13 protein-coding genes are annotated in these 15,319 nt (G+C 58.8%); 6 read left to right on the top strand and 7 right to left on the bottom strand.

Annotation, left to right across the window (positions count from 1 at the left end; genetic code table 11):
* Nucleotides 1–5 precede the first annotated feature (5 nt).
* From BMX55_RS11735 to BMX55_RS11720, 4 genes are all read right to left on the bottom strand, one after another.
* Complete coding sequence (locus tag BMX55_RS11735) at nt 6–2,636, bottom strand: EAL domain-containing protein (RefSeq protein ID WP_245751415.1); 2,631 nt, start codon at nt 2,634–2,636, stop codon at nt 6–8.
* A gap of 250 nt (nt 2,637–2,886) precedes the next feature.
* On the bottom strand, nt 2,887–3,969 hold the full coding sequence (locus BMX55_RS11730) for a TRAP transporter substrate-binding protein (protein WP_091457910.1): 1,083 nt from the start codon (nt 3,967–3,969) through the stop codon (nt 2,887–2,889).
* Between the two features lie 142 nt (nt 3,970–4,111).
* Complete coding sequence (gene dxs / locus BMX55_RS11725) at nt 4,112–6,007, bottom strand: 1-deoxy-D-xylulose-5-phosphate synthase (protein ID WP_091457906.1); 1,896 nt, start codon at nt 6,005–6,007, stop codon at nt 4,112–4,114.
* Nucleotides 6,008–6,036: 29 nt separating this feature from the next.
* Nucleotides 6,037–7,008 (bottom strand): polyprenyl synthetase family protein, encoded by a 972-nt coding sequence (locus BMX55_RS11720; RefSeq protein ID WP_091457902.1) that lies wholly within the window; start codon nt 7,006–7,008, stop codon nt 6,037–6,039.
* A gap of 207 nt (nt 7,009–7,215) precedes the next feature.
* On the opposite strand from BMX55_RS11720, the gene BMX55_RS11715 reads away from it, so the two are divergent.
* The 5 genes from BMX55_RS11715 (at nt 7,216) to flhC (ending at nt 11,467) form a co-directional block, all read left to right on the top strand.
* The gene (locus tag BMX55_RS11715; protein ID WP_091457901.1) at nt 7,216–8,355 is read left to right on the top strand and encodes an aromatic ring-hydroxylating oxygenase subunit alpha; all 1,140 of its coding nucleotides are present in this window, start codon (nt 7,216–7,218) and stop codon (nt 8,353–8,355) included.
* A gap of 100 nt (nt 8,356–8,455) precedes the next feature.
* Nucleotides 8,456–9,370: a DMT family transporter gene (locus tag BMX55_RS11710; protein WP_091457898.1), complete on the top strand. Its 915-nt coding sequence runs from the start codon at nt 8,456–8,458 to the stop codon at nt 9,368–9,370.
* Between the two features lie 56 nt (nt 9,371–9,426).
* On the top strand, nt 9,427–10,293 hold the full coding sequence (locus BMX55_RS11705) for a sulfurtransferase (RefSeq protein WP_091457896.1): 867 nt from the start codon (nt 9,427–9,429) through the stop codon (nt 10,291–10,293).
* Between the two features lie 225 nt (nt 10,294–10,518).
* A complete protein-coding gene (flhD, locus tag BMX55_RS11700) occupies nt 10,519–10,848 on the top strand; it encodes a flagellar transcriptional regulator FlhD (protein ID WP_091457892.1) in 330 nt (109 codons plus the stop codon).
* A gap of 40 nt (nt 10,849–10,888) precedes the next feature.
* Nucleotides 10,889–11,467, top strand: coding sequence for a flagellar transcriptional regulator FlhC (gene flhC, locus BMX55_RS11695; RefSeq protein ID WP_091457889.1), 579 nt, complete (start codon nt 10,889–10,891; stop codon nt 11,465–11,467).
* Between the two features lie 84 nt (nt 11,468–11,551).
* Here flhC and BMX55_RS11690 read toward each other — a convergent pair whose 3' ends face one another.
* From BMX55_RS11690 to BMX55_RS11680, 3 genes are all read right to left on the bottom strand, one after another.
* Complete coding sequence (locus tag BMX55_RS11690) at nt 11,552–12,658, bottom strand: peptidylprolyl isomerase (RefSeq protein ID WP_091457886.1); 1,107 nt, start codon at nt 12,656–12,658, stop codon at nt 11,552–11,554.
* 68 nt (nt 12,659–12,726) lie between these two features.
* Nucleotides 12,727–13,260, bottom strand: a complete 534-nt coding sequence (locus BMX55_RS11685) for a FlgO family outer membrane protein (protein ID WP_091457883.1) — start codon at nt 13,258–13,260, stop codon at nt 12,727–12,729.
* Nucleotides 13,257–13,970: a hypothetical protein gene (locus tag BMX55_RS11680; protein WP_091457880.1), complete on the bottom strand. Its 714-nt coding sequence runs from the start codon at nt 13,968–13,970 to the stop codon at nt 13,257–13,259. Before BMX55_RS11680 ends, BMX55_RS11685 begins: the two co-directional genes overlap by 4 nt.
* A 114-nt stretch (nt 13,971–14,084) precedes the next feature.
* Here BMX55_RS11680 and BMX55_RS11675 point away from each other — a divergent pair, with 114 nt between their 5' ends.
* Nucleotides 14,085–15,269 (top strand): AI-2E family transporter, encoded by a 1,185-nt coding sequence (locus BMX55_RS11675; RefSeq protein WP_091458099.1) that lies wholly within the window; start codon nt 14,085–14,087, stop codon nt 15,267–15,269.
* The last annotated feature ends 50 nt before the right edge of the window (nt 15,270–15,319 follow it).

Genomic DNA, 15,319 nt, shown 5'->3' with positions numbered 1-15,319 from the left:
GATTCTCAATCGACTGAACTGGTGCTGACTGCGCCGGGGCTGCGCCAGTCTTGCAACTGCGCTACCGGCATTGGGCGGCCAAACCAGTAGCCTTGGTAAAAAATGCAACCCAGTTGCTCTAGCATGTCGCGCTGCTCTTGGGTTTCTACCCCCTCGGCCAGTACCGACAAATGCAGGCTGTGGCCCATGCCGACAATCGCTTTTACGATAGACAGGTCATTGGCATCAATGAGCAAATCGCGCACAAAGGATTGGTCAATTTTGAGCTGATCGAGCGGCAGGCGCTTGAGGTGGTTGAGCGAGGAGTAGCCAGTACCAAAATCATCGAGCGACAAATGTATGCCGTGCTCTTTGAGCTTTTTCATTTTGGTGATAGCCCCCTCCATATCCTCGACCAATTGGCTTTCGGTCAACTCTAACTCTAGCCGCTCTGGGTTGGCCCCAGTCTCGTCCAAGATAGCTAGCACCTGCTCTACAAACCGGGCATGGTGCAACTGGCGCGCACTGATATTTACGGCCACTTGCAAATGGGCCATAGCTGGGTTGTGGCTCCAGTGTGCTATTTGTGTGCAAGCGGTGCGCAAAATCCACAGCCCCAGCGGCTCAATCAGCCCCGAAGCCTCGGCCAAGCCAATAAAGCTGCCCGGTGGCACCAGCCCACGTTGTGGATGTTGCCAGCGCACCAGCGCCTCGACGCCAAACATTTGGTGCTTGCTGTCCACTTGGGGTTGGTAGTAGAGCAAAAATTGTTCTTGGCGCAAGCCCTCGCGCAGATCGGTTTCTAGGGCGGCGCGTGCGGCCACGACCACTTCCATATCGGGCTTGAAAAAGCGCAGACTGTTGCGGCCTTGGGCCTTGGCTTGGAACAGTGCCAGATCGGCATGTTTCAAAATCGCCTCTACCGATGGCTGGCTGCTATCGAGCACGGTGATGCCAATACCAGCAGAGGCCAGGTACTCTAGTGCGCCAATTTGGTAAGGCATCTCGGACAGCGCCTTGAGAATGTGCGTGGCTGCATACTCGATTTGGTGCTGCGTGCTGGCCGAGTTTGGCTTGTGCTCACCCATAAGCAAGGCAAACTCATCACTGCCCAAGCGGGCCACCATATCGCCGGGGCGAGCGCAGGCTGTGAGGCGTTGCGCCACTTGCAGCAGCAGTTGATCGCCAGCGCTGTGTCCGTGGGTATCGTTGAGGTCTTTAAAGTTGTCCAGATTAATGAGCAACAGCGCTTGGCTGCCTTGGTGGGTGCGAGGCTCTGCCATCAACTGGTGTAGCCGCTCCATCAGTTGCTTGCGGTTGGGCAGGTGCGTGAGGGGGTCGTAAAAAGCCAGTTGATGGATTTCTTCAATAAACTGGCGCTGCTCGGTGATCTCGGTAGAAATGCCGCACAGGGCATAGCCTGCTTGTCCGGGCAGCCCCAAGGGTAGCTTGACCGATAAAAAAGTGTGTTTTTTGGTGTTGCCTAAGCGATGGCCGTATTCTTCGCGCACCAAGCGCTGGCCCGATTCGAGCACTAGATGATCGATCTCACGGATGCGCGCTGCGGTAGGGGCATCAAAAAAGGCTTCATCGCTTTTGCCCAAAATTTGTTCTATGGGCACGCCGAGAAACTCGCACAGTTTGCGGTTGGCATACTGGTAGCGCAGTTGAGCGTCTTTGATAAAGACGTTGGCTTCAATGCTGTTGAGGATGGTAGAGAGCTTTTCCTCGCTGGTGCGCAGCTTGTGTGTTTGGCGTGCTACCTCGCGGCGCAGCAGCAGCATACCTGCCAAGGCCAGCAGCAGCAAGGCAGCCACAGTAGCCAAGCCCCACCAGAAGGCGATGGGGACGGTGGGAGGGGCAGGGGGAGGGCCACTCCAACGCTTGAGGTTTTGAAAATAAAACGAATTGGGGTTGGCTTGCCAATTGGTGAGGTGGCTGTCAAGGGTTGCCAGCAGGTCGCTATTGCGGCCCTTGCCGCTGGCGTAATAGAGTTTGGACGGCTGAAAAATCAGGCTGGTAGGCAACAAATGAAAGCGGGGCGCTGCCTGATCGCCAAAGTGGTAGTTAACAGCCGCCGCATCAGCTTCGCCTGCTGCCACCTTGGCAAAGGCTTGCTCAAAATTTTGTGCTGGCATGATTTGCGCGGTGATACCAAAGCTGGCTAGCAGAGGGCGCAGGTATTGTTCTTGCACGGAACCGTTGAGCACTATGAGGCGCTTGCCCTGCAAGTCCAGCATGGAGTGCAGTTCTATCCCTTCGCGGCGGTAAATTTGCGACCAACTGTGCAGGGCGGGTGTTTCGTGAAAATCTAATGTGCTGGCGCGCTGCTCGCTGTAGGCCACATCGGGCAGCAGGTCAATGTCGCCAGCCTCTAGGGCCGCCAGACAAGCTTCCCAAGTGCAGTGCACTGGGTGCAGTACCCAGCCCTCTTGCAAAGCTATTTCTTGCAGCAAGTGTCCCAAGATACCGCTGGGCTGACCATTGGCCCCAGCCATGATTTTGGGTGGGTTGTTGTAAATCCCAACATAAACCTCTCTGGCAGCCGCTTGGGCTTGGGAGGTGTTGGTGTTCATGGCACCAAACAGCAGCGCTAGCAGCAGTGCGCAACCACAGCACCAACGCCAGTACCACCGCACACGATGCAATCGAGACATGGTTAGAACGCCTTCTTTTTCAAGCACGGCATCGGGGTCATTGGGGAGGCTGGAAAAGTACGGTGGCACATGTGGGTTATGCCCAATGGTATGTCACTATCCACAGACTTCGGTTTCGATTTTTGCAATCGGTAAAAGATTGCCTTATTTTCGTTGTTTTTGATGGCTTTTTGATGGCAAGTGTGACTCCCAACAGCAAAAACCGCTGCCGCCCAAAGTGGGCTGCAGCGGTGCTGGGTGCAGTGGTGGTTTATACCTTGACCGATGCCATATAGGCGTTAAAGCGCTGCTCAGAGAATTTTTCCCACAAAATTTGGTCACGCTGGAACGCGCGCATGTCTTGGTGGATTTTCTTAAATTCAGGCGACTTGGCCTCGTGCTCGGCAAACACTTCCATCGATGCCTTAAAGCCCGCGTCGAGCACATCTTTAGAGAAGGCTTTGAGCTGGGTCTTGGCACCTACCAAACGCTTGAGCGCTTGCGGGTTGAAGGCGTCGTACTTGGAGCCCATGTCGCGCGCTGCCACAATGGTGGCGGCATCAACGATGGCTTTGAACTCTGGGGTCAAGGCTGCGTAAGCCTTGGTGTTGACGTAGAACTCCAGCTCAGCGCTGCCTTCCCACCAGCCGGGGTAGTAGTAAAACGGTGCCACCTTGTTAAAGCCCAGTTTTTCATCGTCGTACGGGCCGACAAACTCGGTAGCATCCAAGGTGCCTTTTTCAAGCGACTGGTAGACCTCACCCACGGGCATGTTTTGCGACACGACGCCCAGCTTTTGCATGGCTTCGCCAAACAGACCACCGCCCAAGCGCATTTTCAGGCCCTTGAGGTCAGCCACGCTCTTGATTTCTTTGCGGTACCAGCCGCCCATTTGTGTGCCAGTGTTGCCGGCGCTGTAGCTCTTGATGTTGAACTCGGCCAAGAAGGCATCCATCAGCTTGCGGCCATTGCCGTGGTTTTTCCAAGCATCCATTTGGCGTGCGGTCAGGCCAAAGGGCACGGCGCAGCCAAAGGCAAAAATGGGGTTCTTGCCGGTAAAGTAGTAAGAGGCAGTTTGTGCCATTTCGATGGTGCCGTTTTGTAGGCCATCGACTACGCCAAAGGCAGGCATAAGCTCGCCAGCCGCATGGACGGACACTTCAAACTTGCCACCCGACAGTGCCTTGACGGTCTTGGCAAACATTTCGGCGCTGCCAAAAATGGTATCGAGCGATTTTGGGAAGCTCGATGCCAAGCGCCAGCGCACGGTGGCTTGGGCATGGGCCGCAGGGGCGACACCAGCCGCCAGGACGCCAGCGATGCCAGCGTGTTTGATAAGGGAACGACGATCCATAGGAAGACTCCGAAAAGGACTGCAAAACCTGCCGTGGCAGGAGCTTCTGGGCTGCGGGCAGGGGTGGGCAGCAGCCTATGATTGCCGCACGGGGGTAGGGTGTGCGGCATTTGCACCAGTGTAGGGGCCGGTGCCAGATTTTTTATGGGTGGTGGGGTAATTGAAAGTGCATTCGCACCGCCTGCTCAATGCCTTGTGCGTCTAGCCCCTGCAAGGCCAGCAGCTTGGCGGGGTCGCCGTGCTCGATAAAGACATCGGGCAAACCCAGTTGCAACACTGGGCGCTGCACTTTGGCGGCCGCCAAGGCTTCGAGCACTGCACTGCCGGCACCACCGGCAACGGCCCCTTCTTCCAGCGTGACCAGCAGGTCGTGCTCGGCGGCCACTTGCAGCAGCAGTTCTATATCCAGTGGTTTGGCCCAGCGCATATTGACCACGGTGGCATCCAAGGCTTGGGCCGCTTGCAGTGCTGGATACAGCAGGGTGCCAAAAGCCAAAATGGCGATGCGAGGCCCATTATCGGTAGCGGTGTGGCTGCACTGGCGGCGGATTTCGCCTTTACCAAAGGGCAGGGGGTCTAAACTTTGCAGCGGCGCAATGCCTGCACCGGCCCCGCGTGGGTAACGTACAGCCACTGGCTGGTTTTGTGCAAAAGCAGTGCTTAAGAGTTGGCGGCATTCGCGCTCGTCAGCGGGGCAGGCCAGCGCCATATTGGGGATGCAGCGGATAAACGGGATGTCGTAGGCCCCGGCATGGGTAGCGCCATCGGCACCCACCAAGCCAGCGCGGTCTAGCGCAAACACCACTGGCAGATTTTGCAGCGCCACATCGTGGATCATCTGATCGTAGCCGCGCTGCAAAAAGGTGGAGTAAATCGCCACCACTGGCTTGAGGCCCTCGCAGGCCAGACCGGCGGCAAAAGTGACAGCGTGCTGCTCGGCAATGCCCACATCGTAGTAGCGCTCTGGAAAGCGGCGGTGAAACTCCACCATGCCGGAGCCTTCGCGCATGGCGGGCGTAATGCCTACCAGCCGCTGGTCTTGAGCCGCCATGTCGCACAGCCAATCGCCAAACACTTGGGTAAAAGTAGGCTTGGGTGGCGTAGCGGGCTTGACCAAGCCCACGCTGGGGTCAAACTTGCCGGGGCCGTGGTAGGCGATGGGGTCGGCTTCGGCCTGTTTGTAACCTTGGCCTTTTTTGGTGACGACGTGCAAAAACTGCGGGCCGGGCAGGCTCTTGATGTTTTCTAGCGTCGGGATCAACGAGTCGAGATCGTGGCCGTCAATGGGGCCGATGTAGTTGAAGCCAAACTTCTCAAACAGCGTGGCTGGTACGACCATGCCCTTGGCCTGCTGCTCTAGCCGCTTGGCTAGTTCTAGCAGGGGTGGCGCGTTTTTGAGCACGTTCTTGCCGACGTTTTTGGCTTTGGCATAAAACTGGCCGCTCATCAGTTGTGCCAGATAGCGGTTGAGCGCGCCCACGGGCGGGCTGATGCTCATGTCGTTGTCGTTGAGCACCACCAGCAGTTTGCAGTCTTCCACCCCTGCGTTGTTCAGCGCCTCAAAGGCCATACCTGCCGTCATGGCCCCATCGCCAATGATGGCTACGGCATGGCGGTCTTCGCCCTTGCTACGCGCTGCCAGCGCCATGCCCAAAGCGGCGGAGATGCTGGTGCTGGAGTGCGCGGTGCCAAAGGTGTCGTATTCGCTCTCGGCGCGCTGCGGAAAGCCACTCAGGCCACCCAACTGGCGCAGGGTGGACATACGGTCGCGCCGCCCCGTCAGGATTTTGTGCGGGTAGGTTTGGTGGCCCACGTCCCACACCAGCCGGTCGTGTGGGGTATTAAAAACGCGGTGCAGGGCGATGGTCAGTTCTACCGTGCCCAAATTAGAACTGAGGTGGCCGCCGGTTTGCGCTACGCTGTCAATGACAAAAGAGCGCAGTTCGGTGGCCAGCGCCTTGAGCTCGGTGCGGGGCAGGCGGCGCAAATCCGCCGGGTTATTGACGGTCTGCAACAGGGGGTAGGGCGTGGTGGGCATGGATCACTGTGTCTCGTGAAGGGGGCAGGTCAGTAGGCGCGGTGAACGACTTTGTCGGCCAAGGCGGCCAGAGCGCGGGTGTCGGGCAGGCCACTGGCCGCCAGTGCCGCCAACGCCTGCTGGTGCAAGGCTTGGGCATGGGTTTGGGCGCGCTCTAATCCGAGCAGCGACACATAGGTCGGTTTGTCTTGCGCCGCGTCTTTGCCCGCTGTTTTGCCCAGTGTGGCGGCATCGGCAGTGACGTCCAAAATATCATCCACCACCTGAAAAGCTAGCCCCAAGGCAGCGCCGTAGTCGGCCAGAGCAGCTCGTGCTGCTGTATTGGCTTGACTGCAGGCGGCTCCCATCAGCACACTGCCTTGCAGCAATGCACCCGTTTTGAGGCGGTGCATCTGGCGCAGTTGGTCTTCATTCAGGGCTACGCCCACGCTGGCCAAGTCAATGGCTTGCCCCCCGGCCATGCCTTGGGCACCAGCGGCGCGGGCCAGCAGGCTGCACAGCCGTGCTTGGATGCCCTCCGGGATGGCGCTGCCTTCGGGAGCGAGCAGCTCAAAGGCCAAGGCTTGCAGCGCATCACCGGCCAACAGGGCCGGGGCTTGACCAAACTGCACATGCACGGTGGGCTTGCCCCGGCGCAGCACATCGTTGTCCATGCAGGGCATATCGTCGTGGACGAGGGAATAGGCGTGGATTAGCTCGACGGCACAGGCGGCGCGTAGCGCAGCCTCATCGCAATGGCTGCGCAGCAGGGCGTCGGGGCTATCGGCACTGGCCACGGCCTCGCGGGCGGCCAGCACCAGCAGCGGGCGCAGGCGTTTGCCACCATCGAGCACCGCGTAGCGCATGGCCTCGCCCAAGCCCGCTGGGGCACCTTGGCCCACCCAGTCGGACAGGGCTTGCTCCACCCGCAGCAGGTGGCTTTGCATCCAAGCTGCCATGTCAAGTAAAGGAGTAGAACTGCTGCCCGCGCCGGTGGGGTGGGCAGTCTGGGTATGGAGCATGAAAGCGGGCCTGCAAAAGTCTGAAACCTTCAATTTTAGGCCGATACCGCTGGCAATACACGCATGGCCCCTGCGGGAATGCCCCACAGCAATAACCCCACGGCCTATAATCCCATTCCCTGCAAGCCGGCGTCCTGCCGGTTTATTTTTTTCTCACCCGCGCCGTGTGCGCACCTCCCTGTGGGGAGTCTTTAGGTCAGGTCACCCATGTCTGATTTAAGTCTTCGACTGCAGCAGGCTGCAAGCCAACTACCAGTTTCAAGCTACTTTGATGAGGCGCTGTTCCAGCGCGAGATGGAGCTTATCTTTCAACGGGGGCCCCGCTATGTGGGGCACCAATTGGCTGTGCCCAATGCAGGAGACTATTACGCCCTGCCCCAAGAGGGCGAGGGCCGCGCGTTGGTACGCAATGCCCAAGGGCAGGTAGAGCTGGTCTCTAACATCTGCCGCCACCGCCAAGCGGTGATGCTGCAAGGGCGCGGCACGTTGCAAGGCCAAGGCAAGGGCCATGCCGGTGGCAACATTGTGTGCCCATTGCACCGCTGGACGTACAGCCCCGGCGGCAGCCTGTTGGGCGCACCGCATTTTGCGCAAGACCCCGGCCTCGATCTGAAAAACTACCCACTGCGCGAGTGGAATGGCCTGCTGTTTGAAGACAATGGCCGTGACGTTACCGCCGATTTGGCCGGTATGGGGCCACGGGCTGAACTCAGTTTTGAAGGCTTTGCCCTAGACCGCGTAGAGCTGCACGAGTGCAACTACAACTGGAAGACGTTTATTGAGGTCTACCTAGAGGATTACCACGTCGGCCCCTTCCACCCCGGCTTGGGCAACTTCGTCACCTGTGATGATTTGCGCTGGGAATTCAGCAAAGAATACTCAGTGCAAACCGTGGGCGTGGCCTCCACCTTTGGCAATTCTGGCTCGGATGTGTACCAAAAGTGGAAAGAGGTGTTACTGCAATACCGCCAAGGCAAGCTGCCTGAGCGCGGCGCGATTTGGCTCACCTACTACCCGCACATCATGGTGGAGTGGTATCCACACGTGCTCACGGTGTCCACGCTGCACCCGATCAGCCCGACCAAAACGCTGAACATGGTGGAGTTTTACTACCCCGAAGAAATTGTTGCTTTTGAGCGCGATTTTGTGGACGCCCAGCAGGCTGCCTACATGGAAACCTGCATCGAAGATGACGAGATTGGCGAACGCATGGACGCAGGCCGCAAAGCTCTGCTGGCCCGTGGCGACAACGAAGTCGGCCCTTACCAAAGCCCGATGGAAGACGGCATGCAGCATTTCCACGAGTGGTACCGTACTACGATGGGTGCTGCGGTGCCACAACGCTAATACGTTGTAGCCCTGAATGCCCTGAACCCCTAGCTGCCGGTGCTGAAAAAACAGCGCTGGCAGCTATTTTGCTTTTTATCCTCTACCTTTTCAGGATTCCATGCAAGCCCTGTGGATGGTGCTGGCGGCTTTTTTATTTGCCAGCATGAGCGTGTGCATTAAGTTGGCATCAGCCTACTTTAACGCGGCAGAACTGGTGTTTTACCGGGGGCTGATTGGTATTGGCGTGCTGTGGCTGTTGGCGCGTTCGCAACGGGTGGTGCTGCGCACCGACTACCCGTGGATGCACGCTTGGCGCAGCGTGATTGGCGTGACGGCAATGGGGGCTTGGTTCTACGCCATAGGCCAATTGCCGCTGGCCACGGCCATGACGCTCAACTACATGAGCAGCGTGTGGATTGCCGCCTTTTTTGTTGGCGGGGCTTTGCTGGCGTGGCGGCCCTCGCCCAGCGCCCCTTTGCCCGCCTTGCAAGGGCCTTTGGTGCTGACGGTGTTGGCCGGTTTTGTTGGGGTGGTAATGGTACTGCGCCCCAGCCTCGACCAAAACCAGATGTTTGCCGGGATTGTGGGCCTGCTGTCAGGGATGGCTGCCGCCTTTGCCTATTTGCAGGTGGTCACGCTCTCTAGGGTGGGGGAGCCAGAAACCCGCACCGTGTTCTTTTTTGCTGTCGGCTCCACCTTGGCTGGTGGCTTGGCTACCTTGGTAATGGGGGTGTCCGATTGGCCCGGTTGGTCGGGGCTGTGGCTGCTGCCGATTGGCATACTGGCCTCTGGTGGGCAGTTGTGCATGACGCGTGCCTACGCCAGCGCCAAAACGCAGCGCGGCACGCTGGTAGTAGCTAATTTGCAGTATTCAGGGATTGTGTTTGCAGCACTGTATGGCATGGCCTTGTTTGGCGACAAAACACCCCTGCTGGGTTGGGTGGGCATGGCCCTGATTATCAGCAGTGGCATTGCCGCTACCGTGCTGCGCGCCCGTGCCGCGCCGGGGGCCACTCCGGCCCCAGAGGAATAGACCGCACTAGGAATAGCCACAATGGCGCTTGGTTTTAACTCTCCAGCCTACCTGTGATGACCTATTCCACCTTGATTTCTGTGGCGCAACTGCGCACCTTGTTGGCTAGCGACCAGCCGCCGCTGCTGTTTGATGTCAGTTTTGATCTGGCCCAGCCTGCTGCCGGTGCCGAGCAATACCAGCAAGAACACCTGCCCGGTGCTGTGTATGCCCACTTAGAGTACGACCTCAGCGCCCAGCCCGACGATGCCCCGGCCTCTGGTGGCCGCCACCCGCTGCCCAGCCGTGAGCGTTTTGCGCAATGGCTGTCGGCCCAAGGGCTGGGTAATAACCGCCAAGTGGTGGTGTATGACCGCAATGGCTGCGCTTTTGCTGGGCGCTTGTGGTGGATGCTGCAATGGGCCGGGCACGAGGCCGTGGCGGTGCTCGATGGCGGTTTGTCTGCGTGGAAGGCCGCAGGGGAGGCGCTGGAGTCGGGGCCAGCACAGCCGCCAGTGCCTGCTGCTTTCCGTTTGGAGCCCTCCTTGCGCTTTTTGGCCAGTGTGGCGCAGGTGCTGGCAGCGCTGGGGCAACCTGAGCAAACGCTGATTGATGCTCGCGCTCCAGCCCGTTATCGTGGCGAGGTGGAACCCCTCGATCCGGTGGCAGGCCATATCCCCGGTGCCTTGAACCGCCCGTTTACCGACAATTTTGCTGCCGATGGTTGCTTTAAGCCCGCTGCGCTGCTGCGCGCCGAGTTTGAGGCCCTGTTGGCAGGGCGCGACCCGGCCAGCGTGGTACACCACTGCGGCAGCGGCGTGACCGCCAACCCCAATGTGTTGGCGATGGAATGGGCTGGTCTCGGAAAAACCACACTTTTTGCCGGTAGTTGGAGTGAATGGTGCCGAGATACTGGTCGTCCGGTAGCACGCGGGGCCACCTAAAGCGTGGTGGGGCTTGTTGCAGTGCAGCAGGCCATGCACGGGGCTAGGGGGCTGTACCTGCTGCATGGTTTGTAAGGCAAATTCCTACAAGGCTGCCAGATTGCCTGACACGCGATACCGACAAAGCCCGACTTAATTTTTGATTGGCATGTCTTCACAATCCATTTCAACGGTTCACCCATTGGCGTGGCCTGAAAACCCCGACCGAACTGAAAGGATTGCACCATGACTAACGAACAACTGCTTGCCGAGATCCGCGAAGCCAACCTGACCTATCTGATGCTGGCCCAGACCTTGATTCGCCAAGACAAGGCCGAAGCAGTGTTCCGTCTGGGCATCAATGAAGAGGCTGCCGATATTTTGTCATCCTTGTCGGCAGCGCAAGTGATGAAACTAGCCTCCCGCAACACGCTACTTTGCAGCTTCCGTGTTGATGACAACTTGGTCTGGAGCTTGCTGACCAACCACAACACCCCCAAAAAGGTGGGCAACGAAGCCACCAACACCTTGCACGCCAACATCTTGATGGCCAGCCGCGTGTCGGAAGTTTTGTAAGCCTTTGTCACCTTGCCTGCATCTGATTGGAGATTTCACCATGACCGCCACTTCCGCCGACCAAAGCACCGCCAAAGTCACCAAGCCCGCTACTAAGAGCGTGCTCAATGAATCCAAGCAAATTGAGCGCGCTGCCATGCTGATCGGCATGGGTGCTCGGATGCAGGTGCTGGAGTCGGAAACCACGCTGTCGTATGAGCGCCTGATTCGCTTGTACAAAGAAGTGGCGGGCAAATCGCCCTCTAAAGGTCAGTTGCCCTTCTCGACCGACTGGTTCCTGACTTGGCAAGAAAATATCCACAGCTCGCTGTTTTTGAACATCTACGAATACCTGTCTAAGGGCATTGATTTGGATGCGGTCGATCAGCTCACCAAAGCCTACCGCCTCTACATCGAACAAATTGAGATGGCCCAAGTGGAGCCGCTGTTGTCTTTTACCCGCGCTTGGCGCTTGGTCAAGTTTGTGGATGCCGGTATGCTCACGCGCACCAAATGCGCCCAGTGTGGCGGCCAGTTTGTGACCGAGTTGTATGAAAACCGCCATTACACCTGCGGTTTGTGCAACCCCCCAGCCCGCGCTGGCAAGAGCAAAGCCGCTGGCTCGCTGATGCTGCACTGAACCAATTTTTTCCGTTAGCAACAAAAAACCCGGCCCGCCTTACACAGGCTGCCGGGTTTTGTTTTGCGTACGGTTCAGGCAGGTTTAGACGTAAGCCAAACCCATGTGGGCCAGCCCGACCAGATTGACGCTGCTGGCATTGAGATCGGTATTGGCAGCCAGTGCCAGCATTTGCGCTGGGGTTACTTCATGATTGTCTAGCATGGCGGTAAAGGTGGCTTGCGCAGTGGCATCAGGAGCGCGGCCCACCACATGCTGGTACACGGTTTTGACAAAATCGCTGTGGCTGACATTGTTAAAAATGCCCGTATCCATCACCACCTGTGCTACCGCTTGCAAGTCTAAGCCTTGGTCAAACAGATTGAGGCCCGCACCGACGATGGCTGGGGTCAGAGCGTTGAGCCCCGCAGCGGCGTTAATCAGCAGTGCCGTTTTGCCTGCGTTGCCATTGAGGTCGTAGGCATACTGGCCATCTGTAAAGCGCAGCCGGCCTGCATCGGCCACGGTCTCGCTGCTGTGCTGGCCGTCAATTTTGGTCACGGTCAGGGTTTTGTTGCTGTTGAGCTTGACGCCATAGTCGAGCCGGTTGCCGCTGTAGCTGGCTACAGCAACGCCGTAGGCATTGCCTTGCAGGGTGTGGCTGGTGGCAGTGAGCGTGGCTGCTGGGGTGTAGCGGTCGGCGCTGTAGATGCTCAGAAAGTAGGGATAAGGAAAATTTTGGTAGTTGCTACCGTTGAGGCTAAAACTGGCGGTTTGCGTGTTCTCAATGGCGTCGATGACGTCCATACCGTCGATCACTTTGCCAAACACGGCGTAGCCGGGCTGAGAGGCGCTTTGGTAGTTGAGCGCAGTGTTGTTGACAGTATTGACAAAAAACTGCGAGGTGGCCGAATCGGGCACCGTAGTGCGCGCCATAGCGATGGTGCCCCGGTCATTGAGCAGGCCATTGTTCGATTCGAGGGCAATCGGGTTGTGCGTGGCTTTGAATTGCAAGGCTTTGGTCATGCCGCCGCCCTGCACCATAAACTGGTCAATCACCCGATGAAACAGCGTGCCATCGTAGAAGTTTTCATCCACATAGGTCAAAAAATTGGCTACCGTGGTGGGCGCTTGCGTAGCGTACAGCTCTATCGTGAACGGGCCGTAGCTGGTGTTGATGAGAACTTGGGTGTTGTTGGCAGAGGCGGGCATGGCAATGGGGCAGCAAAGGTCAAAAAACGGCGCAGTCTAACGGAGCCGCCTTGCTGGCGCACCGTCGGTTAGCGGGCGTACAACAAAGAGCGCACGTTGTCGTCCATCGGCAAAGTGTAGTCGGCAGCAGCCATAACCAGATTGCCCACCGGATGCACCAGTTTGAGGCTGACATACACCGAGCGCAACGAGGCGGCATAGGTGCCTACCAGCACGGCTTGGGCATCGTGGCGCTGGCTGACTTCGTGCAGCTCGCGCGAGAGCAGCAGCTCCCCTTGGCTGGGGAGCATGACCAAGTTGTCGCGCAAGCGTGGCTCCACCACCAACACACCGCGCTGCACTAAGCGGCCTGCCAATTGCTCAGATAGGGTGCGGCCTAGGCGTGAAGATTCACCCAGCCGATCTACGCTGACCAAGGTGCTGACCAAAATCGGGCGGCTGGGGTCTAGCACGATGTTTTGCAACAGTGCTTCGATGGCTTTGGTGTTGGCTTCTACCAAATCGACGCCCACCTGTGCGGCGTCGCCATAGTAGTAGCGGGCGCAACCGGGCAGCGCCACAGCGGCTGCCAGCAGGGCGAAAGCGGCGGTACGGCGCTTCATGGTGCTACCACCCGCCAGCTTTTAATGGCTGTAGGGGCCGGTGGCGGCGGTGGCGGTGCATACAAAAAGGCATCGTCGGGATTGAGGTAGTAAATGTCGGAAGTACGGGTCAGATAACGCTGGCCGCTCTCTAGCGAGGTGGTAATGAGCACCTCAGTGCGCGTGGGCCAAGGCCCCATATTGTGCGGATGCGAGGCTGTAGCGGCGGGCAAGGTACTGCTGCCGCCACTCTCGCCCACTTCGGGCCCAGTACGCCCTGGGGCCGGGGGCTGCCAGTTGCGCAACACCGACACACCGGAGGACAGCGGTAGCAGTCCCGTGAGTGGTGCGCCGTGGGCAATCAATTGGGCATCCACATACAACACCACCTCGGTCGGCTCGGTGGAAATAGTGATGTCGCGGTCTAGCAGACGGGTAAGCAGCAGCTTGTGAAAGCCCGCGCTAAAGTCTGACGATTGCACCGGCTTGATGTACAGCGGAAATTGGCCTGAAGGCCATTCACTGACTTTGTAGGCAATGCGTGTGGCTACATCGTCGGCCAATACATCCCAATGATGGGCCGACATCGCCTTTTTTTGGCCGCTGGGGGCGTGGCGTTCTAGGTGTGGCAAATCGGCCACGGTGCCACAGCCAGCCAGCGCAGCGGCGGCCAGCAGCGGCAAAAGGAGGCGGTGCGTAGTGCGCCGAGAGGAGTGGGGCTGGGCTTGCATAGGCTAGATGGTAGCGGCCAACAGCCGGTTTTGATCGGGCAATCAAACGCTGATTCGCCATGTTCTTTGGTGCAGAGATGGTGTAGTGGCCGCTTCCGGTTGCAAAATCGCCCCATGAACGCGCGCGCTTCCTCTTCTGTCAAAGCATCTCCCTCTAAGCCTGCTGTCACAGTGACGGCTCAAGGGGCGAATGCGCCCCCGGTAGCCCCTGCCTTTGATTTGCCCCGGCTGGCTTTGGTGTGGTTGGCTTTTTTGGCCAGCGTGGCTACGCTGCACTGGGCCAGTGCAGTGTGTATTCCGATTGTGCTTAGTTTGTTGCTGACTTGCGCTTTGCAGCCTGCGGTGCAGTACCTCAGCCAGCGTTGGCGCGTGCCACGGGCGCTGAGTGCGGCGGCGCTGCTGCTGGCGCTGGTGGCCGCTCTGGCGGGCAGCAGTTGGTCTTTGAGCGATGGTGCTTCGCAATTGGTCGATTCTTTGCCCGTGGCCGCCAAAAAAGTGCGCGACCAGTTGCGCAGCACCCACCGCACAGGCAGCACCAGCACGCTAGAGACGGTGCAAAAGGCCGCCACCCAACTGGAGCAGGCCACGCAAGACAGCGGCACCCCTGCTATCCGCCGGGGCGTGCAGCGCGTGGTGGTGGAGCGGACACCGTTCAATGTGCGCGATTATGTGTGGCCGGGTACGCTGGGGCTGATGTCGGGGCTGGCGCAATTGGCTGCCGTGGTGTTTTTGAGCTTCTTTTTGCTCGCTTCTGGCGATTTGCTACGGCGCAAGCTGCTGCGCATCGTTGGCCCAGGATTGCAACGCCAGCAAAGCGCATTAGACATGGCCGATGAGATCAACACCCAAGTGCGCCGCTATTTGCTGGTGCAGTTGTGGACGAGCGCTTTGGTGGGCGTAGCCACTGGGCTGGCTTACTGGGCGCTGGGCTTGCAGCAGGCAGCGGTGTGGGGTGTGGCGGCGGCGGTGCTTAACTTGGTGCCTTATGTTGGCTCGTTGCTGGTGACGGGCGGCTCGGCACTGGTGGCCTTTTTGCAATTTGGCACGCCCAATATGGCGCTGGCCGTGGGCGGGGCCTCGTTGCTCATCCACACGCTGGTGGGCAATGTGCTCACGCCGTGGCTGACCAGCCGCACCAGCAGCCTCAACCCGGTGGCAGTGTTTGCCGGGATCATGGCTTGGGGCTGGTTGTGGGGGGTGTGGGGCTTGCTGCTGGGTATTCCGCTGATGATTGCCATCAAAGCCGTGTCGGATCGGGTGGCGGCCTTGCGCCCAGTGGGCGAGCTGCTGGGCAATTGACGTACACGGCAACCATAGCGTTTTACGCGCACAATCTGCGCTTCACGTTT

It is taken from the genome of Giesbergeria anulus, from assembly GCF_900111115.1.
Classification (GTDB): Bacteria; Pseudomonadota; Gammaproteobacteria; order Burkholderiales; family Burkholderiaceae_C; genus Simplicispira; species Simplicispira anulus.
Note: the sequence above shows the minus strand (reverse complement) of the source record. Positions and strands in the feature narration are given on the sequence as shown.

What these genes read in the sequence shown, in the direction of transcription:
- BMX55_RS11735 (WP_245751415.1), bottom strand. Translation starts at nt 2,636, where the DNA reads ATGTCTCGATTGCATCGTGTGCGGTGGTACTGGCGTTGGTGCTGTGGT.
- BMX55_RS11730 (WP_091457910.1), bottom strand. Translation starts at nt 3,969, where the DNA reads ATGGATCGTCGTTCCCTTATCAAACACGCTGGCATCGCTGGCGTCCTG.
- dxs (WP_091457906.1), bottom strand. Translation starts at nt 6,007, where the DNA reads ATGCCCACCACGCCCTACCCCCTGTTGCAGACCGTCAATAACCCGGCG.
- BMX55_RS11720 (WP_091457902.1), bottom strand. Translation starts at nt 7,008, where the DNA reads ATGCTCCATACCCAGACTGCCCACCCCACCGGCGCGGGCAGCAGTTCT.
- BMX55_RS11715 (WP_091457901.1), top strand. Translation starts at nt 7,216, where the DNA reads ATGTCTGATTTAAGTCTTCGACTGCAGCAGGCTGCAAGCCAACTACCA.
- BMX55_RS11710 (WP_091457898.1), top strand. Translation starts at nt 8,456, where the DNA reads ATGCAAGCCCTGTGGATGGTGCTGGCGGCTTTTTTATTTGCCAGCATG.
- BMX55_RS11705 (WP_091457896.1), top strand. Translation starts at nt 9,427, where the DNA reads ATGACCTATTCCACCTTGATTTCTGTGGCGCAACTGCGCACCTTGTTG.
- flhD (WP_091457892.1), top strand. Translation starts at nt 10,519, where the DNA reads ATGACTAACGAACAACTGCTTGCCGAGATCCGCGAAGCCAACCTGACC.
- flhC (WP_091457889.1), top strand. Translation starts at nt 10,889, where the DNA reads ATGACCGCCACTTCCGCCGACCAAAGCACCGCCAAAGTCACCAAGCCC.
- BMX55_RS11690 (WP_091457886.1), bottom strand. Translation starts at nt 12,658, where the DNA reads ATGCCCGCCTCTGCCAACAACACCCAAGTTCTCATCAACACCAGCTAC.
- BMX55_RS11685 (WP_091457883.1), bottom strand. Translation starts at nt 13,260, where the DNA reads ATGAAGCGCCGTACCGCCGCTTTCGCCCTGCTGGCAGCCGCTGTGGCG.
- BMX55_RS11680 (WP_091457880.1), bottom strand. Translation starts at nt 13,970, where the DNA reads ATGCAAGCCCAGCCCCACTCCTCTCGGCGCACTACGCACCGCCTCCTT.
- BMX55_RS11675 (WP_091458099.1), top strand. Translation starts at nt 14,085, where the DNA reads ATGAACGCGCGCGCTTCCTCTTCTGTCAAAGCATCTCCCTCTAAGCCT.